The sequence below is a fragment of the Alphaproteobacteria bacterium genome (genome assembly GCA_041396705.1).
GTDB lineage: Bacteria > Pseudomonadota > Alphaproteobacteria > CALKHQ01 > CALKHQ01 > CALKHQ01.
In genome coordinates this window covers 21,708-42,865 of sequence record JAWKYB010000006.1, presented here as the reverse complement: position 1 = coordinate 42,865, position 21,158 = coordinate 21,708, and the positions used below count along the sequence as shown (strand labels likewise).

18 protein-coding genes and 3 pseudogenes are annotated in these 21,158 nt (G+C 71.3%); 10 read left to right on the top strand and 11 right to left on the bottom strand.

Going from position 1 to position 21,158, the window contains the following annotated elements:
* The first annotated feature begins 188 nt into the window (after positions 1 to 188).
* The 5 genes from urtA (at position 189) to urtE (ending at position 5,961) form a co-directional block, all read left to right on the top strand.
* The gene (gene urtA / locus R3F55_09780) at positions 189 to 1,484 is read left to right on the top strand and encodes an urea ABC transporter substrate-binding protein (GenBank protein ID MEZ5667700.1); all 1,296 of its coding nucleotides are present in this window, start codon (positions 189 to 191) and stop codon (positions 1,482 to 1,484) included.
* Between the two features lie 71 nt (positions 1,485 to 1,555).
* On the top strand, positions 1,556 to 3,238 hold the full coding sequence (gene urtB / locus R3F55_09775; protein MEZ5667699.1) for an urea ABC transporter permease subunit UrtB: 1,683 nt from the start codon (positions 1,556 to 1,558) through the stop codon (positions 3,236 to 3,238).
* A complete protein-coding gene (urtC, locus tag R3F55_09770) occupies positions 3,238 to 4,407 on the top strand; it encodes an urea ABC transporter permease subunit UrtC (protein MEZ5667698.1) in 1,170 nt (389 codons plus the stop codon). The genes urtB and urtC overlap by 1 nt, the downstream gene beginning before the upstream one ends.
* On the top strand, positions 4,404 to 5,183 hold the full coding sequence (gene urtD / locus R3F55_09765) for an urea ABC transporter ATP-binding protein UrtD (GenBank protein ID MEZ5667697.1): 780 nt from the start codon (positions 4,404 to 4,406) through the stop codon (positions 5,181 to 5,183). Before urtC ends, urtD begins: the two co-directional genes overlap by 4 nt.
* A gap of 76 nt (positions 5,184 to 5,259) precedes the next feature.
* Positions 5,260 to 5,961, top strand: coding sequence for an urea ABC transporter ATP-binding subunit UrtE (gene urtE / locus R3F55_09760; GenBank protein ID MEZ5667696.1), 702 nt, complete (start codon positions 5,260 to 5,262; stop codon positions 5,959 to 5,961).
* A gap of 13 nt (positions 5,962 to 5,974) precedes the next feature.
* Here the strand turns inward: urtE and R3F55_09755 are convergent, their stop codons facing one another.
* From R3F55_09755 to R3F55_09715, 9 genes and pseudogenes are all read right to left on the bottom strand, one after another.
* The gene (locus tag R3F55_09755; protein ID MEZ5667695.1) at positions 5,975 to 6,313 is read right to left on the bottom strand and encodes a hypothetical protein; all 339 of its coding nucleotides are present in this window, start codon (positions 6,311 to 6,313) and stop codon (positions 5,975 to 5,977) included.
* Between the two features lie 99 nt (positions 6,314 to 6,412).
* Positions 6,413 to 8,866, bottom strand: coding sequence for an FAD-dependent oxidoreductase (locus R3F55_09750; protein MEZ5667694.1), 2,454 nt, complete (start codon positions 8,864 to 8,866; stop codon positions 6,413 to 6,415).
* Positions 8,863 to 9,744: a phosphotransferase gene (locus R3F55_09745; GenBank protein ID MEZ5667693.1), complete on the bottom strand. Its 882-nt coding sequence runs from the start codon at positions 9,742 to 9,744 to the stop codon at positions 8,863 to 8,865. The genes R3F55_09750 and R3F55_09745 overlap by 4 nt, the downstream gene beginning before the upstream one ends.
* A gap of 76 nt (positions 9,745 to 9,820) precedes the next feature.
* Entirely contained in the window at positions 9,821 to 10,258 is a 438-nt protein-coding gene (locus tag R3F55_09740; GenBank protein MEZ5667692.1) for an HIT family protein, read from the bottom strand.
* Position 10,259: 1 nt separating this feature from the next.
* Positions 10,260 to 11,027, bottom strand: a complete 768-nt coding sequence (locus tag R3F55_09735) for an SDR family oxidoreductase (protein MEZ5667691.1) — start codon at positions 11,025 to 11,027, stop codon at positions 10,260 to 10,262.
* A 3-nt stretch (positions 11,028 to 11,030) separates the two neighbouring features.
* Positions 11,031 to 11,345 carry an L-rhamnose mutarotase gene (locus R3F55_09730; GenBank protein MEZ5667690.1) on the bottom strand — a complete coding sequence of 105 codons (315 nt, stop codon included), beginning with the start codon at positions 11,343 to 11,345 and terminating at the stop codon, positions 11,031 to 11,033.
* Positions 11,346 to 11,382: 37 nt separating this feature from the next.
* Entirely contained in the window at positions 11,383 to 12,198 is an 816-nt protein-coding gene (locus tag R3F55_09725) for a sugar phosphate isomerase/epimerase family protein (GenBank protein MEZ5667689.1), read from the bottom strand.
* Positions 12,199 to 12,215: 17 nt separating this feature from the next.
* Positions 12,216 to 13,229: pseudogene (locus R3F55_09720) on the bottom strand (Gfo/Idh/MocA family oxidoreductase).
* Between the two features lie 22 nt (positions 13,230 to 13,251).
* A pseudogene (locus R3F55_09715) lies at positions 13,252 to 13,628 on the bottom strand (glyoxalase).
* A 100-nt stretch (positions 13,629 to 13,728) separates the two neighbouring features.
* Here R3F55_09715 and R3F55_09710 point away from each other — a divergent pair.
* Positions 13,729 to 14,118: an MmcQ/YjbR family DNA-binding protein gene (locus R3F55_09710; GenBank protein ID MEZ5667688.1), complete on the top strand. Its 390-nt coding sequence runs from the start codon at positions 13,729 to 13,731 to the stop codon at positions 14,116 to 14,118.
* Here the strand turns inward: R3F55_09710 and chrA are convergent.
* Together chrA and R3F55_09700 are read right to left on the bottom strand one after the other, a co-directional pair.
* On the bottom strand, positions 14,115 to 15,398 hold the full coding sequence (chrA, locus tag R3F55_09705) for a chromate efflux transporter (GenBank protein MEZ5667687.1): 1,284 nt from the start codon (positions 15,396 to 15,398) through the stop codon (positions 14,115 to 14,117). The genes R3F55_09710 and chrA overlap by 4 nt on opposite strands.
* On the bottom strand, positions 15,395 to 16,210 hold the full coding sequence (locus tag R3F55_09700) for a chromate resistance protein (GenBank protein ID MEZ5667686.1): 816 nt from the start codon (positions 16,208 to 16,210) through the stop codon (positions 15,395 to 15,397). The genes chrA and R3F55_09700 overlap by 4 nt, the downstream gene beginning before the upstream one ends.
* 211 nt (positions 16,211 to 16,421) lie before the next feature.
* Between R3F55_09700 and msrB the strand changes: the two genes are divergently transcribed.
* From msrB to uvrC, 4 genes and pseudogenes are all read left to right on the top strand, one after another.
* Positions 16,422 to 16,820, top strand: coding sequence for a peptide-methionine (R)-S-oxide reductase MsrB (gene msrB / locus R3F55_09695; GenBank protein MEZ5667685.1), 399 nt, complete (start codon positions 16,422 to 16,424; stop codon positions 16,818 to 16,820).
* Positions 16,821 to 17,018: 198 nt separating this feature from the next.
* Positions 17,019 to 17,975, top strand: coding sequence for a calcium/sodium antiporter (locus tag R3F55_09690; protein MEZ5667684.1), 957 nt, complete (start codon positions 17,019 to 17,021; stop codon positions 17,973 to 17,975).
* Between the two features lie 29 nt (positions 17,976 to 18,004).
* The gene (locus tag R3F55_09685) at positions 18,005 to 18,799 is read left to right on the top strand and encodes an SDR family oxidoreductase (protein MEZ5667683.1); all 795 of its coding nucleotides are present in this window, start codon (positions 18,005 to 18,007) and stop codon (positions 18,797 to 18,799) included.
* A 465-nt stretch (positions 18,800 to 19,264) separates the two neighbouring features.
* A pseudogene (gene uvrC, locus R3F55_09680) lies at positions 19,265 to 21,148 on the top strand (excinuclease ABC subunit UvrC).
* Positions 21,149 to 21,158: the final 10 nt, after the last annotated feature.

The window sequence follows — 21,158 nt, the reverse complement described above, 5'->3', positions numbered from 1 at the left end:
TATTGGCAGCATTGCTGACGCATTCGCCGGTCTCCTGGCGCTCGTGCGAGACGGTCGACGGGGGACGTCGCGGGCGGCCGCCGCGACGCCGTGCGCCCGGGGGATCGCTGCCGGCGCCGGCGCCTGCGGGCTGGCACGCGCCTTGCTCTCCGCTGTTGCAGTGCAACAAACATGAAGCGGAGGCAACAATGAGGAAGGCATTTCGGGGGCAGGTCGCGGCGCTGCTGCTTGCGGGGACGGCACTGGTGCCGTTCGCCGGCAGCGCGCTCGCCCAGGAAGGCGAGCCGATCAAGGTCGGCATCCTGCACTCGCTGTCCGGAACGATGGCGATCAGCGAGACCACGCTGAAGGACGTCATGCTGATGCTGATCGAGCAGCAGAACGCGGCCGGCGGCCTGCTCGGCCGGCCGCTCGAGGCGGTGGTGGTCGACCCGGCGTCGGACTGGCCGCTGTTCGCCGAGAAGGCGCGCGAGCTGATCGAGCAGGACCAGGTCGACGTCGTCTTCGGCTGCTGGACCTCGGTGTCGCGCAAGTCGGTGCTGCCGGTGTTCGAGGAGCTCAACGGCCTGCTGTTCTATCCGGTGCAGTACGAGGGCGAGGAATCCTCGCGCAACGTGTTCTACACCGGCGCCGCGCCGAACCAGCAGGCGATCCCCGCGGTCGAGTATCTGATGAGCGAGGAGGGCGGCGGCGCCGAGCGCTGGGTGCTGCTGGGTACCGACTACGTCTATCCGCGCACGACCAACAAGATCCTGCGCGCCTTCCTCAACGCCCATGGCGTCGCCGACGAGGACATCATGGAGGAGTACACCCCGTTCGGGCACAGCGACTGGCAGACCATCGTCTCGCAGGTGCAGGAATTCGCCAGCCAGGGCAAGCCGACCGCCGTGGTCTCCACCATCAACGGCGACGCCAACGTGCCGTTCTACAAGGAGCTGGCCAACCAGGGCATCTCCGCCGAGGACATCCCGGTGGTCGCCTTCTCGGTCGGCGAGGAAGAGCTGGCCGGCCTCGACACCGCGCCACTGGTCGGCCACCTGGCCGCGTGGAACTACTTCATGTCGGTGGAAACGGACGAGAACGCCGCGTTCATCGACACCTGGCACGCCTATATCGCCGACGACGCCCGGGTGACCAACGACCCGATGGAGGCCCACTACATCGGCTTCAACATGTGGGTGCAGGCGGTCGAGCAGGCCGGCACCACCGACGTCGACGCGGTGCGCCAGGCCATGTACGGCCAGACCGTCGCCAACCTGACCGGCGGCGTCGCGGTAATGAACACCAACCACCACCTGTCGAAGCCGGTGCTGATCGGCGAGATCCTGGAGGACGGCCAGTTCGACGTGGTCTGGGAGACCGACGACGTCGTGGTCGGCGACGCCTGGTCGGACTACATCCCGGAGAGCGCCAAGCTGGTCGCGGACTGGACCTTCCCGTGGGTCTGCGGCGGCTGCGAGGAGCCGAACTTCGTCGAGAAGTAAGGCCGCCACAGGAGCGGACGGCGGGGTGCGCCCAAGCCGCGCCCCGCCGTCTCCGACGAAAGACAGGTCCCATGATCCCCGCCCGTAACCGGCAGGCCGGACGTCGGCGCCGCGTCGGCCTGGTCCGGCTCGCCGTCGCCGTCGCAGCGGTGCTGCTCGCCCTGACCAGCCCGGCCCGTGCCCAGCTCGACGATGCGGCCCTGCGCGCCCTGCTGCCGGCCCTGGCCGCGGGCGGCTACGGCGACAAGGGCGCGGCGGTGGCCGCGCTGGCGGCGACCGGCGACCCGCGTGCCATTCCGGTGCTGGAGGCGATGGGCGACCGCCGGCTCTATACCCGCGTCGACGACGGCACTGTCGTCATCGCCGAGGAGGTCGCCGACGGCTATCGGCTGCTCGATCCGCTGACCCTCCAAGAGCTTGCGGTGGTCGACGAGGATGCGATCGAGCAGGTCAAGACCAACAACGGCCTGCGCAAGGCGATCCGCGAGGCGCTGGGCGGCATGACGCTGATGGGGCCCGACCCGGCCGCCCGGCTGGCGGCGGCGAACACCGTGTTCGGCGCGCAGGACCCAAGTGCGCTGGAAGCGCTGGAGACCGCGCTTGCCGCCGAGACCGACGACGCCGTGCGCGACGCCATGGTCCGCGCCCGCGCCGCGGTGCTGCTCACCGCCGACGATCCCGCGGTGCGGCTGGAGGCGGTGACCACGCTGCAAGGCTTCGGCGACCCGGCCGTGCGCTCGCTGCTGACCGCCCTGCTGCTGCCCGACGGCGACGGCTTCAAGGAGCCCGACGAGACAGTGCGGGCGGCGGCGGCGGATGCGGTGGAATCCATCGAATCCCGGCTCGAGCTGTGGCGCTTCGCCGGCAGCCTGTTCGAGGGCCTGTCGCTGGGTTCGATCCTGCTGCTGGCGGCGATCGGGCTGGCCATCACCTTCGGCGTGATGGGCGTCATCAACATGGCCCATGGCGAGATGATGATGATCGGCGCCTACACCACCTACATGGTGCAGGAGGTCTTCCGCACCTCGTTCCCCGGCCTGTTCGACTGGTCGATCGCGGTGGCGATCCCGGCCGCCTTCCTGGTCGCCGGCGCCTTCGGCATCGCCATCGAGCGCAGCGTGATCCGCTGGCTCTACGGCCGGCCGCTGGAGACCCTGCTGGCGACCTGGGGGCTGAGCCTGATCCTGCAGCAGGCGGTGCGCACGATCTTCGGGCCGACCAACCGCGAGGTCGGCAACCCCGGCTTCATGCAGGGCGCGGTGGAGACGGCGTCGGGCCTGACCCTGACCTACAGCCGCATGTACATCCTCGCCTTCTGCCTTATCGTCTTCGTCGGCCTGATCGTGATGATGAAGCGCACCAGCTTCGGGCTGCAGATGCGCGCGGTCACCGCCAACCGGCCGATGGCCCAGGCGATGGGCATCCGCACCGGCCGCATCGACGCGCTGACCTTCGGGCTCGGCTCCGGCATCGCCGGGCTGGCCGGCGTCGCGCTCAGCCAGGTCGACAACGTCAGCCCGAACCTGGGCCAGTCCTACATCATCGATTCCTTCCTGGTGGTGGTGTTCGGCGGCGTCGGCAACCTGTGGGGCACATTCGCCGGCGGCATGAGCCTGGGCGTCGCCAACAAGCTGCTGGAGCCCTACTCCGGCGCCGTGCTCGGCAAGATCATCATCCTGGTCGCGGTGATCCTGTTCATCCAGAAGCGTCCGCGCGGCCTGTTCGCGTTGAAGGGCCGGGCGGTGGAGGCATGATGGCGTCGGCGACCCATCCGTCCGGGCACGTGCCGCTGCTGGCCCGGATCGACGCGCCGGGGCGCGTGTTCCTCGCCATCCTGGCCCTGGCCGCGGTGCTGGTGCCGGTGCTGAACCTGGCGCTGCCGGCCTCGTCGCCGTTCCACCTGCCGTCCTGGCTGGTGCCGCTGTTCGGCAAGTACCTGTGCTATGCGCTGCTGGCGGTGGCGGTGGACCTGATCTGGGGCTTCTGCGGCATCCTCAGCCTCGGCCACGGCGCGTTCTTCGCCCTCGGCGGCTATGCCATGGGCATGTACCTGATGCGCCAGATCGGCGACCGCGGCGTCTACGGCAACCCGGACCTGCCCGACTTCATGGTGTTCCTCGACTGGAAGGAGCTGCCCTGGTACTGGCACGGCTTCGACAGCTTCGGCTTCGCCATGGTCATGGTGGTGCTGGTGCCCGGCCTGCTGGCGCTGGTGTTCGGCTGGTTCGCCTTCCGCAGCCGGGTGACCGGCGTCTACCTGTCGATCATCACCCAGGCGATGACCTATGCCCTGCTGCTGCTGTTCTTCCGCAACGACACCGGCTTCGGCGGCAACAACGGGCTGACCGACTTCAAGGACCTGCTCGGCTACGACATCCAGGCCGACAGCACCCGCGCTTGGCTGTTCGTCGCCAGCGCGGTGGCGCTGGCGCTGGGCTTCCTCGCCTGCCGGCTGGTGGTGACGTCGAAATACGGGCGCGTGATCATGGCGGTGCGCGACGCGGAAAGCCGCGTCCGCTTCCTCGGCTACCGGGTCGAACACTACAAGCTGTTCGCCTTCGTGCTGTCGGCGGTGCTGGCCGGCATCGCCGGCGCCCTCTACGTGCCGCAGGTCGGCATCATCAATCCGGGCGAGTTCTCGCCGGCCAACTCGATCGAGATCATCGTCTGGGTCGCGGTCGGCGGGCGCGCCACCCTGGTCGGCGCCGCGCTCGGCGCCGTGCTGATCAACTACGGCAAGACTTATTTCACCGGGGCGGCGCCGGACGCGTGGCTGTTCATCCTCGGCGGCCTGTTCATCGCCGTCACCCTGTTCTTCCCGAACGGCATCCTCGGCTCGGCGACCGGCTGGTGGCGCGCCTGGCGCGACCGGCGCGGCGGGTCCGCCGCGGCGCGCCACGTCGCCGCGGAGCCGGCCGAATGAGCAGCTATGCCACCACGGCTGCCGACGCCGAGGCCGAGCCCGCCGGCCTGCTCTATCTCGACAACGTCACCGTCGCCTTCGACGGCTTCCGCGCGCTGAACGGGCTCAGCTTCGTGATGAACACCGGCGAGATGCGCGCGATCATCGGCCCGAACGGCGCCGGCAAGACCACGATGATGGACGTGGTCACCGGCAAGACCCGGCCCGACACCGGCCGGGTGCTGTTCAAGGGGCGGCTCGACCTGACCCGGCTGGACGAGGCGTCGATCGCGCGGGCCGGCATCGGCCGCAAGTTCCAGAAGCCGACCGTCTTTCCGCAGCACAGCGTGTTCGCGAACCTGGAGCTGGCCCTGGCCGGCAAGCGCAGCGTGCGGGCGACGCTGTTCGCCGTGCTCGACGGCAGCCGGCGGGCGCGGATCGAAGAGGTGATGGAGATCGTCGGGCTGACCGACCGCCGCGACCGGCCGGCCGGCACGCTCTCGCATGGCCAGAAGCAGTGGCTGGAGATCGGCATGCTGCTGATCCAGGACCCTGAGCTGCTGTTCCTCGACGAGCCGGTGGCCGGCATGACCGATGCGGAAACCGAGCAGACCGCCGCACTGCTGCGCCGCATCGCCGGCAAGCATTCGGTTGTGGTGGTCGAGCACGACATGGAGTTCGTCCGTGCGCTCGACGTGCGGGTCACCGTGCTGCACGAGGGCTCGGTGCTGGCCGAGGGCCCGCTCGACCGCGTGCAGAGCGACCCGCGGGTGATCGAGGTCTATCTCGGGCGATGAGCGCCGTTCCGCACACCGTTCGGCTGCACCTGCTGCCCCGCGGATGGGGGCGGGCCGGGACGAGGGCTTCCCGGCCATGTTGACCGTCTCCGGCCTGCATCTCCATTACGGCGCCAGCCATGCGCTGCGCGGGGTCGACCTCAGCGGGGCGAAGGGTCGCGTCACCTGCGTGCTCGGCCGCAACGGCGTCGGCAAGTCCAGCCTGCTGAAGGCGATCATGGGGCTGGAGACGCCGTCGCGCGGCAGCGTGACCTGGGACGGCGAGGACATCACCCGCCTGCCGGCGCATCGCCGCGCCGCCAGGGGCATCGGCTACGTGCCGCAGGGGCGCGAGATCTTCCCGCTGCTGACGGTCGAGGAGAACCTGCGCAGCGGGTTCGCCGCGCTGCCGCGGTCGCAGCGCAGCATACCCGACGACGTGTTCGCGCTGTTCCCGGTGCTGAAGGACATGCTGCGCCGGCGCGGCGGCGACCTCAGCGGCGGCCAGCAGCAGCAGCTCGCCATCGGCCGCGCCCTGGTCACGCGCCCCAGCCTGCTGATCCTCGACGAACCGACCGAGGGCATCCAGCCGTCGATCATCAAGCAGATCGAGGAGATCATCCGCATGCTGGCCGCGCGCGGCGACATCGCCATGCTGCTGGTCGAGCAGTATTTCGAGTTCGCGCGCGACCTGGCCGACGACTTCGTCGTGCTCGACCGCGGCGAGGTGGTGCTGTCCGGCGACCGCGCCGCGCTGGCGGCGAACGAGGAGGCGGTCAGGCGGCACCTGACCGTCTAGGGGATCGCGGCGGCTAGTTCCCGCCGACCGGCTGGCCGGCGAAATAGCGGGCGATGTCCAGCATCTGCTGGGTGGTCAGCGTCCGCGCCACGCTCATCATCGCCGGGTTGTCGCGGTTGCCGTCGCGGAACGCCTCCAGCGCCGACAGGATGCGGCTCTGGTCCAGGCCCCACAGCGGCGGGATGCGGCGGCCGACGGCGGCGTCGGCGTGACACGACACGCATTGCTGCGCCAGCACCGGTCCCTCGCCGGTCAGCGAGCGGTCCTGGCCGATGGCGTCGGCCGTCGCGAAGGCGGTCAGGCCCAGGCCGACCGCGAGCGCGCGTGTCCGCTGCGCGGCAAGCAGTGCCACCGGTGCTAGCATGCCAAAACGGGCCATGCCCCCTGGTGCCAGCGGATTGTGGCCGCGTGATGGCGACATGGGCCAGCCGCGGGCGGCGTCATCGGCGGGTCAGCCCCGCACGCGCGCATTGCCCGGATCGAACAGCGGCTGCAGATGGATGCGGCACGGCAGCCGCTCGGTCGCGACCTCGAGCGCGTAGTCGCCGGACGTCAGCCAGCCCTCGTCGACCCCGTCCGGGTTGCGCACATAGCCGAAGCCGATCGGCCGGCCGACGCTGTGACCGAAGCCGCCGCTGGTCAGCCAGCCGACCCTTTCGCCGTCGCGATACAGCGTCTCGCGGCCCAGCAGCACCACCGCCGGGTCGTCGACCGTGAAGCAGGCCAGCCGCTTGCGCACGCCGTCGCGGCGCTGGGCCTCGACCGCTGCCTGGCCGCGATAGGGCCGCCCGCCCGCCTTGCGCACCGCCCAGCCCAGCCCCGCCTCCACCGGGCTGTGGTCCGGGCCGATGTCCGCGCCCCAGGCGCGGTAGCCCTTTTCCAGCCGCAGCGATTCGATCGCGCGATAGCCGGCGTTGCGGATGCCGGCCTCCGCCCCCGCCGCCATCAGGGCCCGGTACACCGAGACCGCGCTCTCAGCCGGGCAGTGCAGCTCCCAGCCGAGTTCGCCGACATAGGTGATGCGCACCGCCAGCACCGGCGCACCGGCGATCGGCAGCGTCTGCGCCGAGGCGAATGGAAAGGCCGCGTTGCCGACGTCGATCTCGGTCACCGCCTGCAGCACGGCGCGGGCCTTCGGTCCCATCAGCGCCAGTACCGCGTTGGCGCTGGTCACGTCGATCAGCCGCGCGTCGCAGCCGGCCGGGATGTTGCGCCGGATCCAGTCGAAGTCGCGGGTGGCAAAGCCGGTGCCGGTGACGATGTAATAATCGTCCTCGGCCAGCCGGGTCACGGTCAGGTCGGCCTCGATGCCGCCGCGGTCGTTGAGCAGCTGGGTGTAGATCACCTTGCCCGCCGGCCTGTCGGTGTCGTTGGCGCAGATCCAGGCCAGCGCGGCGGCGGCGTCGCGGCCGACCAGGCGGAACTTGGCGAACGAGGATTGGTCGAACAGCGTCACCGACTGGCGGGTCGCCGCATGCTCGCGCGCCACCGCCTCGAACCAGTTCGCCCGGCGGAAGCTGTGGCTGTCCTGCGGCAGTTCGCCGGCGCTGCGGTCGGCGAACCAGTTCGGCCGCTCCCAACCCATCTTCTCGCCGAAGCAGGCGTCGGCCTCGGCCAGCAGCGGATACAGCGGCGAGCGCCGCAGCGGCCGGCCGCTGGAGAACTCCTCGTGCGGCCAGGCCATGGTGTAGTGCCTGGCATAGGCTTCCAGCGTGCGCCGGCGCACCCAGGCGGTGTCCAGGTGCGGCCGGCCGAAGCGGCGGATGTCGACCGGCCAGACGTCGTAGGGCGGCTCGCCATCGGCGACCCATTCGGCCAGCACCATGCCGGCGCCGCCGGCCGACGCGATGCCGAAGGCGTTGAAGCCGGTGCCGACGAAGAAACCGGGCAATTCCGGCGCCTCGCCCAGGATGAAGTTGCCGTCGGGGGTGAAGCTCTCCGGCCCGTTGATCAGCTGGCGCACGCCGGCCGTCTCCAACGCGGGCACCCGCGCCAGCGCCCGCTCCATCATCGGCTCGAAATGGTCGAAGTCGGAATCGAGCAGCGTGAAGTGGAAGCCGGGCGGGATGCCCTCGACCGCCCACGGCTTCGGGTTGGGCTCGTAGCCGCCCATCGCCAGCCCGCCGACCTCCTCCTTGTAGTAGGTCAGCCGGTCCGGGTCGCGCAGGGTCGGCAGGCCCGTCGGCAGGCCGGGGATCGGCTCGGTCACCATGTACTGGTGCTGCACCGACACCAGCGGCACGTTGACGCCGGCCAGCCGGCCGAGCGCGCGCGACCACTGGCCGGCGCAGCACACCACCTTCTCGCAGGCGATGCGGCCGCGGTCGGTGACCACGGCGGCGAGCCGGCCCTGTTCGTCGCGCTCGATCGCGGTGACCGCCGTGTCCTCCAGGATGCGCACGCCGCCGCGCCTGGCGCCGCGGGCCAACGCCTGGGTGATGTCGCTGGGGTTGGCCTGGCCGTCGGTCGGCAGGAAGGCGGCGCCGACCACGTCGTCGACCCGCATCGGCGGCCACAGCGCCTGCGCCTCCGCCGGCGTCAGCAGGTGCATCTCCAGCCCGAACGAATGGGCCGTGGTCGCCTGCCGCTTGACCTCGATCCAGCGGTCGGCGTTGCAGGCCAGCCTGAGCCCGCCGTTGCGCTTCCAGCCGGTGGCCAGCCCGGTCTCCGCCTCCAGCCGGTCGTACAGCGCCACCGAGTAGCCCAGCATCTGGGTGATGTTGGCGCTGGTGCGCAGCTGGCCGACCAGTCCCGCCGCGTGGAAGGTGGAGCCGGAGGTCAGCCGGTGCCGCTCCAGCAGCACCACCTCGTCGACGCCGCGCTTGGCCAGGTGATAGGCCACGGAGCATCCGACGATGCCGCCGCCGACTATGACGACGCGGGCCGATGCAGGTGCTTGCGTCATCGTGCGATCCCGTCCAGCACGGCCAGCGCGGCCTTGAACCGCTGCAGGTTCTCGGTGGTGTAAGCGGCGTAGTCGAACGTCAGGGTCGAGACCTGTTCGGAGACCATGCTCCACAGCGTCTCGCGCAGCAGCGCGGCGCACTTCATCGCCTGGTAGCGCAGCATCAGCTCGTCACCGACCGGCCGGTTGAAATAGGCCTCCAGCAGCCAGCGTTCCAGCGCTGGCGGCAGCGCGTTGTTGGCGGCGAGCCCGCCCAGGTCGAACAGCGGGCTGTTGAACCCGGCATAGTCCCAGTCGATCAGCCACAGCCGCTCGCCGTCGTCGATGAAGTTGGCGGCGAGCAGGTCGTTGTGGCCGAACACCATGTCGATCGGGCCGACCAGCCGTTCCAGCCGCTCGGCCGTTTTCAGCATACCGGGCAGCATGGATTCGTAGGCCGATCCGGTCTCGCGCAGCGTGGCGGCATAGTCGCGGACGACATGGAACACCCAGAAGGCCAGCACCGGGCCGCGCAGGAAGGCGGGCAGGTCGCGGTGGCAGCGCAGCATCAGGTCGACCGCACGGCGCAGGGTACGGCGGTCGGCGAAATCGGCCGGCCCCAGCACCCGGCCGTCGACAAAGGCCAGCACCATCGCGCCGGGCTCGGCGTAGACCACCTCCGGCGACAGGCCGGCGGCATGGGCAGCGCGGCTGGCGGCCTGCTCGTTGAACCGCATGATCTGGTGCACCGGGATGTCGGCGCCGATCCGCACGACGAACCGGCGGCCGCCGTCCTCGACCAGGAAGTTGGTGTTGGTGATGCCGCCGCTCAGCGGCTCCGGCGCTACCGCCGCCGACCAGCAGGGCAGGCTCGCGGCCCGCTGTCGAGGATCGCTCATCGCCGAGGCTACCGACAGGTTGGACAGGGCGCGCCGAACGGCGCACCGGCAGAGTAGGGCGGTTTCGCGGCCAAGCCTAGAGGCTCGGTCGCGCGGTGCCGGCGCACGCCGCCTGCAGCCGCTCGGCGACCGCGCCGACCCGCCGCGCCCGCTCGGCGGCCGCATAGGGCACGGCGGTGCCGACGCCCCAGACCGGGCCGGGCCAGGCCGGGTCGTCCCGCCGCCGGCCGATGACATGCACATGCATCTGCGGCACCATGTTGCCCAGGGTGGCGACATTGGTCTTGGCCAGGTCGAACAGTTCCGCCAGCGCCTGCGAGCACAGCCGCGCCTCCAGCGCCAGCAGGCCGCAGTCGGCCGCGTCGAGGTCGTGCAGGTCCACCGCGCCGTCGCGCTCCGGCACCAGCAGCAGCCAGGGATAGCGGGCATCGTCCATCAGCCGGACCTGGCTGATGTACAGCATCGGCAGTACCGGCACGCTGTCGCGGGCGAGCGGTTCGGCCAGCGCGAACATGTCAGCGCGGCGCCAGCCCGGCGCGGGCGCGCAGCGCCGGGTCGCGGATGTCGAGCGCCTCCGCCGCCAGGTCGTCGGCGGCGCCGGAGGCGAGCCACACCGCCAGCCGCGCGGCATCGTCGGGCGGATCCAGCGCCGCGCGCGGGATGCGCGAGACCTCGTTGACGCCGCTGGCGCGGATGGTCGCCTGCATTGCGGTGTCGACCACGCCAGGGGCGTAGCCGAAGCAGCGGATGCCGTGCGCGCGGCCCTCCAGGTCGGTGGACCGGGTCAGCATCGCCAGCCCGGCCTTGGAGGCGCAATAGGCGCTCCAGCCTTCCAGCGGGCGGCGGGCGGCGCCCGACGAGATGTTGACGATCCGTCCGCCGCCGCCGGCGCGCATCGCGCGGAAGGCATGGTGCGTCGTCGCATAGGCGCCGGTCAGGTTGATGGCGACGCAGCGCGCCCAGTCGGCCGGCGCGACCGCGTCGATGCCGCCGATCGGATCGATCGTGCCGGCGTTGTTGACCAGCACGTCGAGGCCGCCGAGCTTGGCCTGCGTCTGGCCAACGGCGGCCTGCGCCGAGGCGGCGTCGCCCAGGTCCAGCGGCAGCGCGACGGCCTCGCCGCCGGCCTCGACGATCTCGGCCGCCACGCTGCGGCAGGCCTCGATATTGCGCGCCGCCACCGCCACCCGCGCGCCCGCCTTCGCCATCGCCCGCGCGATCGCCTCGCCGATGCCGCGCGAGCCGCCGGTGACCAGTACCGCCTTGCCGTCCAATCCCGTCATCGGTCAGTCCATATGCCACTGCAACGGCAGCAGGAACGGAAAACCGATGCGGTCGTCGACCTCGATCTTCATGATCGGGCCCATATAGTCCGCCCAGCGCCGGTTGACGTCGCTGTTGCGCAGATGGCCGATGGTCTTCGCCAGGTCGTCGGTCTCGAACGTGCCGATCAGCGTCAGGCCCAGTCGGAAGATGGAGTAGTTGCGGATGCCGGCGGCGCGCAGCTCGTCGACCATCTCCGGCCAGATCCGGTCGTGACGCCGCTTGTATTCGTCCTCGCAGCCCGGCCGGACCTCCAGCACCCAGGCGAAGTTGCCCATTCGAACCCGTCCCCCCTCTGCGGTTGTCCCGGCAGTCTCAGTTGCCGCGCCACGCCCGGAACCGGTCGCGGATCGCGGCGGTCTCGGTCAGCACGTCGTCGTACAGCGTGCCCATGTAGTCCTGGTGCACCACCTCCAGCGCCAGCCAGCCGTCGAAACCGGCGTCGCGCAGGGTGCCGAACTGCGCGCCGAAGTTGATGGTGCCGAGGTCGATCTTGGTCTGTAGCACACCCGGCCTGGCCTGGCGCAGGTGGACGTGGGCGGCGTGCGGCGCCAGCGGGTCGATCTCCTCCTGCCGCCAGCCGAGGCAGACATAGTGGGCGTAGTCCAGCGTCAGCTTCAGCCCGTCGACGCGCTCGAGCAGGCGGCGGGTGATGTCCGGGCTCTCCAGGTAGGAATGGACGTGCGGCTCCACCGTCAGGGTCACGCCGGCATCGTCGGCGATCGGCTTCAGCGCGTTCAGCGCATCGGCGGAGACCGCCAGCGCCTCGGCACGCGACTGGCCGGGATTGACCACGCCGGGCAGGACGAACACGGTCGGGATATCCGCCGCCTTGCAGAAGCGCATCACCTGCGCGAAGTCGGCCAGGTTGGCGGCCAGGCTGGCCGGGTCGGCCAGGTTGCGGTCGGCGAGGCCGGCGCCGAACAGGTGGTAGAAGCAGGGCACGGCGATGTCGAGGGCGCGCACCTTCGCCGCCATCGCGTCCGGGTCGGCCAGCAGGGCCGCCTTGTCCAGCGCCGGCCCGTAGAAATAGCCGAGGTCGAGTGCGTGTACGCCCAGCACCTTGCTCAGCCCGACCGCCTCTTCCAGCGAGCAGGCGCGCAGCGACCACGACGTCAGCGACAGCTTCATCCCGAACCTCCCCGGCCTCAGACCGCCTCGGCCCGGCCCGAGGCGGCGGAACGATAGAGCGCGTCCAGCGTCTCCACCACCCTGCGGCCGACGGTGGCGTCGGCGTCGTTGGCCACGGCGCGGCCGGCGCACAGGGCGGCGAAGCGATGCACCGGGGCGGCGCCGTCATAGCCGCCGTCGCCCGGCGCCAACGCGACCGCGTCGTCGGCGCCGTCGCGCCGGTGCAGCACCAGCCGCTCGCGCTCCACGTCGAACAGGATCATCCCCGCCGACCCGAAGATGCGGATGTCGAGCTGGAACCCGCAGTGCTTCGGCACCGTCGAGGCGCCGGACAGCGCCATGGTCGCGCCGCCGTCGAGCCGCACCGCGGCCGCGTCGTAATAGTCGACGCCGGCCGGCGACTGGCCGGCGAAGCAGAAGGCGGCGGCCGGCTGCACGCCGGCGACGCGATAGACCCAGGCCAGCGAATGGGACATCTGGCCCCAGCCATAGCCGCCGGCCCGCGCCGGGTCGGCCCAGGTCGACGGCGGCGGGCGGAACATGTGGTCCGCGGTCTCGGCCATCGGCCGGCCGGCGAACAGGTCGTCCAGCGCCGAGGCCATCTGACACGCCACATGCTCCACCCGGCCGATCCGGCCCTCCGCCACCCAGCGCGCCGCCGCGGCGGTGTAGGCGCGGAAATTCCAGCCGCAGGGAATCAGCACCTGCCGGCCGGCAGCGGCGGCCGCCGCTTCCAGCGCCCGCGCATCGGCCGCGGTCGTCGTCATCGGCTTCTCGACCATGACGTGGCAGCCGGCGGTCAGCGCGGTCATCGCGTTGTCGAAATGGGCGACATGGGGCGAGGCGACGACGACGCCGTCCAGCCGCTCGGCGGCGACCATCGCCGCGACCTCGCCGTAGCGGCCGGCGATACCGAAGCGGTCGCCGACCTGGGCGACCCGCGCCGTGTCCGGGTCGGCCAGCGCCACCACCGCGGCGTCGGCACTGTCGACCAGCGCGGGGATATGGTTGAACGCGGCCCACCAGCCGACGCCGGCGACCCCAGGCGGGCGGTCATGCGCTCTGCCCCGCCGTCGCCGCGACGAATTCCAGCCGGTTGCCGAACGGGTCGTCGACGAAGAAGCGGGCGCGGCCGTCGACCGGTCGTCCGGCCGCACCGCCAGCGCCCGGTCTTCCAGCCGCGCGCGCAGCGCATCCAGGTCCGTCACCACCAGCGCCGGATGCGCCTTGCGTGCCGGGCGGAAGTCGTCCTCGACGCCGAGGTGCAACTGCAGCGGGCCGAGCCGGAACCAGGCGCCGCCGCGTGCCGCCAGCTTCGCCGGCTTGGCGATCTCCGCCAGGCCGAGCAGGTCGCCGTAGAAGGCGCGGGCGGCGGCCTCCGCGCCGCGCGGCATGGCGATCTGGACGTGGTCGAGTCCGATGACGGTCATGCCGCCAGATTAGGCGATGGCCCGGCCGGCGCAAGGTGGCGCGTCTTGACGACGCCGCGCCGGCGCCGCGAAGCTGCGGCAGCGACGGTTGGAGGTGGCGATGGCCGACGACGGCCTGCGTGGCGCGACGGTGCGTGGCAACGGGCCGCATGTGGCGGCGCTGCGCCGCCACGCGCTGGCCTTGCCCGAGGCGGTGGAGGAATTTCCCTGGGGCGAGCGCGCGTTCAAGGTGCGGCGCAAGGTGTTCGCCTTTGTCTGGGCCGGCGACGACGGCGGGCTCCGGCTGACCGTGAAGCTGCCGGTGTCGGCCGAGATGGCGCTGACGCTGCCTTTCGTCGCGCCCACCGGCTACGGTCTCGGCCGCTCCGGCTGGGTCACCGCCAGCTTCGGGCCCGACGACGAGCCGCCGCTGGCCATGCTGTGCGAGTGGATCGACCAGAGCTTTCGCGCGGTCGCGCCGAAGCGGCTGGCGGCGACGCTGGATCGCTAGCCCGGCGCTTGCAGCGCATACCACGCCAGCGCCAGCCCGCCGCACAGTACCAACGTGCGCAGCACGCCCTGGTGCAGTGCCAGCAGCGCCACGGCGGCGACCGCGGCCAGAACCGCCGCCACCGGGTCGATCCCGTCCGGCGGCAGCGTCCACCAGCGCAGCGGACCGGTGGCGCGTTCCTGGATGCCCGGCGCGAGCACGTGCAACCCGAACCACAGCGACAGGTTGAGGATCACCCCGACCACGGCGGCGGTGATGCCCTGCAGCGCGGCGCGCAGCCGCGGCGCGCGGGCGATGCGCTGGACATAGGGCGCGCCGGCGAACACCCACAGGAAGCAGGGGGCGAAGGTGGCCCACAGCGTCACGGCGGCACCGGCCAGCCCGCGCAGCAACGACGCCTCGCCGCCGCTGCGGGCGGCGCCCAGATAGCCGACGAACTCGGTAACCAGGATCAGCGGCCCGGGCGTGGTCTCGGCAAGGCCGAGTCCGTCCAGCATCTCGCCGGCGTCGAGCCAGCCGTGGGTTTCAACCGCCGCCTGCGCCATGTAGGCCAGTACCGCATAGGCGCCGCCGAAGGTCACCACGGCCAGCATCGAGAAGAAGGCGCCGATCTCGGCCAGCACATGGCCGCCGCCGAGCAGGGCCCACAGCAGGCCGAGCGGGACCAGCCACACCGCGAGCCAGAGCCCGAGGGTCGCCAGCGTGCGCCGCGGCGACGGCCAGGGCTCGGCCGGGCCGTCGGCGCGGCGCTGCGGCGCCAGGGCGAAGCCGATCGCGGCAGCCGCGCCGACGATCAGCGGGAAAGGCGCCTCGAACAGGAAGATGCCGACGAAGGCGGCGGCGGCGATGGTCCAATGGGCGGCGGCGTGCAGCGCCCGCCTGGCGATGCGCAGCAACGCCTCGACGACGATCACCAGCACCGCCGCCTTGATGCCGACGAAGGCGGCCTCGACCGGCGCCAGCCGGCCGAAGGCGGCATAGGCCATCGTCAGCGCCAGCACCACCAGCGCGCCCGGCAGCACGAACAGCAGGCCGGCCGCCAGCCCGCCGCGCACGCCGTGCAGGCGCCAGCCGGCATAGGTGGCGAGCTGCATCGCCTCCGGCCCCGGCAGCAGCATGCAGAAGTTGAGGGCATTCAGGTAGTCCGGCTCGTCGAGCCATTTGCGCTGCTCGACGATCTCGCGGTGCATCAGCGCGATCTGGCCGGCCGGGCCGCCGAAGGACAGGCAGCCGATTCGCGCCCAGACGCGGACGGCCTCGGCGAAGGTCGGCGCGCTCATGCCGCCGCCGCGGGCCAGCTGTGGCGCTCGCCCGGCGCGTGCCGCCGCCAGGCATAGAGCGCGTCGTAGAGCGTCATGCCGGCCTCGAGCGCGCGCCGGTCGTCGTCGCCGGCCAGCGCCGACAGCCCCAGCGCCATCGCCAGCAGCCCGGCCGACTGCGGCGCCAGATCGAGCCGGGCGGTATCGGCGCCGCGGACGATCGTGGCCAGGTCGGCCAGCGCCGGATCGGCGATGCCGCTGCAGGCCAGCAGCACATCGAAGCTGCAGCGGGCGCCGTCGTGGCTGTAGGGCGCGCCGTCGATGTCGAAGGCGATGCCGCCGGTCTCGTCGGCCAGCGCCAGCACCTGGTCGGGCTCGACGAACAGGAAGGCGGCGCGCGGGTCGACGAATCGCCGGATCAGCCAGGGGCAGGCGACCCGGTCGACCTTCGGCCGGCGCCGCGTGATCCACAGGCTGGCGGCGCCCGGCGCGCATTGCGGCAGGCCGCTCGGCCGCAGCACCGGCAGCCCGGCCTCGCGCCAGGCCGCGAACCCGCCGTCATGCACCGCGGCCGGGCGGCCGTCCGCGCGCAGGCTCGCGGCGACGCCCTGCGACAACTGGTGGCCATGGGCGCAGGAGACCACCACCGGCCGTGTCGCCGGCCAAGCCCGCGCCAGCGCGACGGCGGCGGCGGGGTCGCACCAGAGCGATCCGGGAATTGCCGCATCGTCGGCGTCGAACACGGCGCGGCGGCGCACGTCGAGCACGGCGGGGGCGTCGGCCGAGCCCGCCCGGTTCCAAAGTCGTTCGGAAGAGATGAAGTAGTCGCCCATGGCCAAAGCTCCGGCAAATCGACTGCGGAGCGGTGCTTGGGCTTGCGCCTGACGGGGCCACCGCGTGAGCCCCGTATCGGGCACAATAGGACGGCTTCCACCGCGCGACAACACGAACGCGCGCGCCGCACTGGCCAATCGGCCGGCGCGGCCCAATATTGAGGGCTTCCCCGCACCGGCGCCCGCCGGCGCCGCATCTCGGAGGCACCACATGGCCGGCATGCCCGATCCAGACGACCGCGACGACCTTACCGACCTGCAGCGGCGGGTGATGTTCGACGGCGATACCGAGCGGCCGTTCCGCAACGAGTACTGGGACTGCAAGACCGCCGGGGACTATCGCTGCCGCAATTGCGGCGCACTGCTGTTCAGTTCCGACACCAAGTTCGATTCCGGCACAGGTTGGCCGTCCTTCACCGAGCCGGCGAGCGAGGGCGCGGTGGCCGAGCGGGTCGACGTCAGCCATCGCATGGTGCGGACCGAGGTGGTCTGCGGCAATTGCAAGGTGCATCTGGGCCATGTGTTCCCGGACGGGCCCGGCCCGGGCGGCCAGCGCTATTGCATGAACTCGGCCTCGCTGAAGCTGGAGCCGGAGTCGGACGGCGACTGACCGGCCGCACGCCGGGCACATCTGGCCAGCGGCGACGGGTAGGGTTACAACCCACGCGCCTTTCCACGACCGCGCCGAATCGCACGGGGCCAGACGGAACGCTTGTGACCGCCGCCAGACCAACAGCCGCCGCGCCGGCTGCCCGCCGCGCCGTGCGACCGGCGCCGGCCGGCGCGGGCGACCGATGAGCCGGACCGCATGAGCATCGTCTTCCTTGTCGCCGGCTTCGTGCTGCTGCTGATCGGCGGCGAGCTGCTGGTGCGCGGCGCGGCGTCGCTCGCGCACCGGCTGGGCATGTCGCCGCTGCTGATCGGCCTGACCGTGGTGGCGTTCGGCACCTCGGCGCCGGAGCTGGTGGTGTCGGTGGACGCCGCGCTCGACGGCAGCCCCGGCATCGCCATCGGCAACGTCGTCGGCTCCAACATCTCCAACATCCTGCTGATCCTCGGCCTGGGCGCGGTGATCCGGCCGGTGCCGGCCCAGGCCGCCTCGCTGCTGCGCGACGGCGGCATGGTGCTGCTGGCCTCGGTCGTGGTGGCGGCGGTGGGCTGGTCCGGCGTGTTCCGCTGGTGGCAGGGCGGGCTGATGGTGGCCGCACTGACGCTCTACCTGATCGTCAGCTACCGGCACGACATGCGCGACGCCGCGCTGCGGGCGCTGCCGGATGTGACGGCGCCGCCGGCCCAGTCGCTGCTGCGCGCGCTGCAGTTCATCGTGCTCGGCCTGGTCGGCCTGGTGCTCGGTGCGGAATGGCTGGTCGACGGCGCGGTGGACATCGCCCGGTCGCTCGGCGTCTCCGACGAGATCATCGGCGTCACCCTGGTCGCGGTCGGCACCAGCCTGCCCGAGCTGGCGATCGTGGTGGTGGCGGCGCGCAAGGGCCACACCGACATGGTGTTCGGCAACGTCGTCGGCTCCAACATATTCAACTGCCTCGGCATCCTCGGGGTGACCGCGCTGGTGGCGCAGATCCCGGTCGATCTCGCCGCCATCGGCTTCGACCTGTTGGTCATGGTCGGGGTCACCCTGCTGCTGCTGCCGCTGGCGGCCAGCGGGCGGCGGATGTCGCGCCCGGAAGGCGTGGTGCTGCTGACGCTGTTCGTCGCCTTCGTCGCCATAAACTTCCTCGGCAAACCCGTTCTCGACGGGTCCTAGCCGGCGGAAACAGGGGGAGGGACGCCGCCATGTCCGAAAAGGCCCGCCGCTACGAGTTGCTGCCGATGCCGCGCACGGCCCTGGTCACCGGCGCGGCGAAGCGGGTCGGCCGCGTGATCGCCGAGCGGCTGGCCGCGGACGGATGGGCCGTGGCGGTGCACTACAACGGCTCCGCCGACGCCGCGGAAGAGGTGGTCGCCGGCATCGCCGCCGCCGGCGGGCGGGCGCAGGCATTCCGGGCCGACCTGTCCGACGAGCGGGCGATGCAGGGCCTGGTGCCGCAGGTGGTGCAGGCGCTCGGACCGCTGGGCTGCCTGGTCAACAACGCCTCGACATTCGAGTTCGACGACGCGCTGAGCGCCGACCGGGCGCGCTGGGACCTGCACATGGAGGTCAACCTGCGCGCACCCTTCGTGCTGACGCAGGCCTTCGCCCGGCAGCTGCCGGCCGACCGGCGCGGCCACGTCGTCAACATCGTCGACCAGCGGGTGTTCAACCTGACCCCGTTCTTCACCAGCTACTCGATCAGCAAGGTCGGTCTGTGGGCGATGACGCGCACGCTGGCCCTGGGCCTGGCACCGCGCATCCAGGTCAATGGCATCGGCCCCGGCCCGACCCTGAAGGGGGCCAAGCAGGAGCAGGCGCATTTCGACCGGCAGAACCGGTCGATGCCGCTGGAGCATGGCGCCGAACCGGACGAGATCGCCGACGCGGTGCTGTATCTGCTGGCGGCGCCGTCGGTGACCGGCGCGCTGATCACGGTGGACGGCGGCCAGCATCTCGGCTGGGCCCAGCCCGGCCAGGCGATCAACCCGTTCGATTGACCGCGCCAATATTAACATCCTGCAAGGGTGAAAAGCCGCAACGACTGCGCCCGGTAACCCGGGTTAACGCCGGCATTGCCGACGCTTATGCACAACCGTCAGGATTCGTTCACGATTACGGCACCCGTCTTGTGTCAACGAAATGAAACGCTTTCTTCACCTTGATCAAGAAAAAATACAAATAAAATCAACATGTTATTCCGTTGCACAAAATTTGTTCAATTTTGTGAAACCATCGGAATTCCGCCCGATTCGCCCGATGCCGACGGATTCGCTGACAGGCTTATCCACAGTTGCCGTGGATAACGGCGGCGGCTCCAGGCGATCCGCGCTTTCCGGCGTCGCGCCGTCGCGCCGCTTCGCCGCCGGCCCGTACCGCCCTATGATCGCGCGATGAGTTCCGCACATGAAAACGGGGCGGTCGCGACCAATAACGCGGCAACGATGGCGGGCGGCCGCGCACTGATCCAGGCCAAGCTGCGCACGCTGCCGCAGACGCCGGGCGTCTATCGCATGCTCGACGGCCATGGCGACGCGCTCTACGTCGGCAAGGCCCGCAACCTGCGGCGGCGCGTCACCAACTACACCCAGCTCGCCAAGCTGCCGCACCGGCTGCAGCGCATGGTCTCCGAGACCAAGGCGCTGGAGGTGGTGACCACCCATACCGAGGTCGAGGCGCTGCTGCTGGAGATCAACCTGATCAAGCAGCTGCGGCCGCGCTACAACGTGCTGCTGCGCGACGACAAGTCGTTCCCCTACATCTTCATCCGCGATGCCGACGCCGGGGCCGCGCCCGACGCGCCGGCCCGCTTCCCGCGGGTGATGAAGTACCGCGGCGCGCGCAACCAGCCGGGCGAGTATTTCGGCCCGTTCGCCTCCGCCGGCGCGGTCAACCGGACGCTGAACGCGCTGCAGCGCGTCTTCCTGCTGCGTTCCTGCTCCGACAGCGTGTTCTCGACCCGGTCGCGGCCGTGCCTGCTCTATCAGATCAAGCGGTGCAGCGCGCCCTGCGTCGACCGGATCGACACCGCCGCCTATGGCGAGCTGGTCGCCGAGGCGCGCGCCTTCTTGGCCGGCAAGAGCCAGGACGTGCAGGCGCGGCTGGCCGACGCCATGCAGACCGCCAGCGCGGCCATGGCGTTCGAGACCGCGGCCGCCTATCGCGACCGCATCCGCGCGCTGACCCAGATCCAGGCCCACCAGGACATCAACATCGGCAACCTGGACGAGGCCGACGTGATCGCGGCCCACCAGGCCGGCGGACACACCTGCGTGCAGGTGTTCTTCTTCCGCTCCGGCAGCAACTACGGCAACCGGGCCTATTTCCCGCGCCACGACAAGGACGAGCCGCTCGACCTGGTCCTCGCCGCCTTCGTCGGCCAGTTCTACGAGACGGTGAGCCCGCCGCCGCTGGTGCTGCTGTCGCACGAGCCGGCCGAGGCCGACCTGCTGGCCGAGGCGCTGAGCCTGCGTGCGGAGCGGCGCATCCGCTTCGAGCTGCCGAAGCGCGGACCGAAGCACAACGCCGTGGCCCATGCGCTGCAGAATGCCGAGGCGGCGCTGGGCCGGCGGCTGGCCGAGAGCAGCTCGCAGCGTCGCCTGCTGGAGGGCCTGGCCGACACGCTGGAGCTGGATGCGGCGCCGGAGCGGGTCGAGGTCTACGACAACAGCCACATCCAGGGCACCAACCCCTATGGCGCGATGATCGTCGCCGGGCCGGACGGCTTCATCAAGGCAGCCTATCGCAAGTTCGCCATCCGCAACGTCGCCGCCAAGGGCCGGGCCAGCCTGCCGGACGAGATCGCGGCCGGCGACGACTATGCGATGATGCGCCAGGTGATCGAGCGCCGCTTCGCCCGGGCGATGAAGGAGGACCCGGACCGCAGCCGCGGCCAGTGGCCGGACCTGCTGCTTATCGACGGCGGCAAGGGCCAGCTCGGCGCGGCGCTGGAGGCGATGGGCGAGCTCGGCATCGAGGACGTGGCGGTGGCAGGGGTGTCGAAGGGGCCCGACCGCGACGCCGGGCGCGAGCAGATCCACCTGCCCGGCCGCGCGCAGCCGCTGCTGCTGCCGGAGCGCGACCCGGTGCTCTATTTCATCCAGCGGCTGCGCGACGAGGCGCACCGTTTCGCCATCGGCACGCACCGGGCCAAGCGCAGCGCGCAGATCGCCAAGTCGGCGCTGGACCAGATCCCCGGCATCGGCGCCAAGCGCAAGAAGGCGCTGCTGCTGCACTTCGGTTCGGTGCGCACCATCGAACGCGCCGGCATCGAGGATCTGGAGAAGGCGCCCGGCATCAGCCAGACGGTGGCCCGCAAGGTCTACGACTTCTTCCACGAACGGCAGTGAGCGCCTAGGC

Excerpts from the sequence above, each read along its gene's own strand:
- R3F55_09690 (MEZ5667684.1), top strand. The coding sequence starts at position 17,019 with ATGAGCATCGTCTTCCTTGTCGCCGGCTTCGTGCTGCTGCTGATCGGC.
- R3F55_09750 (MEZ5667694.1), bottom strand. The coding sequence starts at position 8,866 with ATGACGCAAGCACCTGCATCGGCCCGCGTCGTCATAGTCGGCGGCGGC.
- R3F55_09730 (MEZ5667690.1), bottom strand. The coding sequence starts at position 11,345 with ATGGGCAACTTCGCCTGGGTGCTGGAGGTCCGGCCGGGCTGCGAGGAC.
- msrB (MEZ5667685.1), top strand. The coding sequence starts at position 16,422 with ATGGCCGGCATGCCCGATCCAGACGACCGCGACGACCTTACCGACCTG.
- R3F55_09740 (MEZ5667692.1), bottom strand. The coding sequence starts at position 10,258 with ATGTTCGCGCTGGCCGAACCGCTCGCCCGCGACAGCGTGCCGGTACTG.
- urtD (MEZ5667697.1), top strand. The coding sequence starts at position 4,404 with ATGAGCAGCTATGCCACCACGGCTGCCGACGCCGAGGCCGAGCCCGCC.
- R3F55_09700 (MEZ5667686.1), bottom strand. The coding sequence starts at position 16,210 with ATGGGCGACTACTTCATCTCTTCCGAACGACTTTGGAACCGGGCGGGC.
- R3F55_09725 (MEZ5667689.1), bottom strand. The coding sequence starts at position 12,198 with ATGAAGCTGTCGCTGACGTCGTGGTCGCTGCGCGCCTGCTCGCTGGAA.
- urtA (MEZ5667700.1), top strand. The coding sequence starts at position 189 with ATGAGGAAGGCATTTCGGGGGCAGGTCGCGGCGCTGCTGCTTGCGGGG.
- R3F55_09685 (MEZ5667683.1), top strand. The coding sequence starts at position 18,005 with ATGTCCGAAAAGGCCCGCCGCTACGAGTTGCTGCCGATGCCGCGCACG.
- urtE (MEZ5667696.1), top strand. The coding sequence starts at position 5,260 with ATGTTGACCGTCTCCGGCCTGCATCTCCATTACGGCGCCAGCCATGCG.
- urtB (MEZ5667699.1), top strand. The coding sequence starts at position 1,556 with ATGATCCCCGCCCGTAACCGGCAGGCCGGACGTCGGCGCCGCGTCGGC.
- R3F55_09710 (MEZ5667688.1), top strand. The coding sequence starts at position 13,729 with ATGGCCGACGACGGCCTGCGTGGCGCGACGGTGCGTGGCAACGGGCCG.
- chrA (MEZ5667687.1), bottom strand. The coding sequence starts at position 15,398 with ATGAGCGCGCCGACCTTCGCCGAGGCCGTCCGCGTCTGGGCGCGAATC.
- urtC (MEZ5667698.1), top strand. The coding sequence starts at position 3,238 with ATGGCGTCGGCGACCCATCCGTCCGGGCACGTGCCGCTGCTGGCCCGG.
- R3F55_09735 (MEZ5667691.1), bottom strand. The coding sequence starts at position 11,027 with ATGACGGGATTGGACGGCAAGGCGGTACTGGTCACCGGCGGCTCGCGC.
- R3F55_09745 (MEZ5667693.1), bottom strand. The coding sequence starts at position 9,744 with ATGAGCGATCCTCGACAGCGGGCCGCGAGCCTGCCCTGCTGGTCGGCG.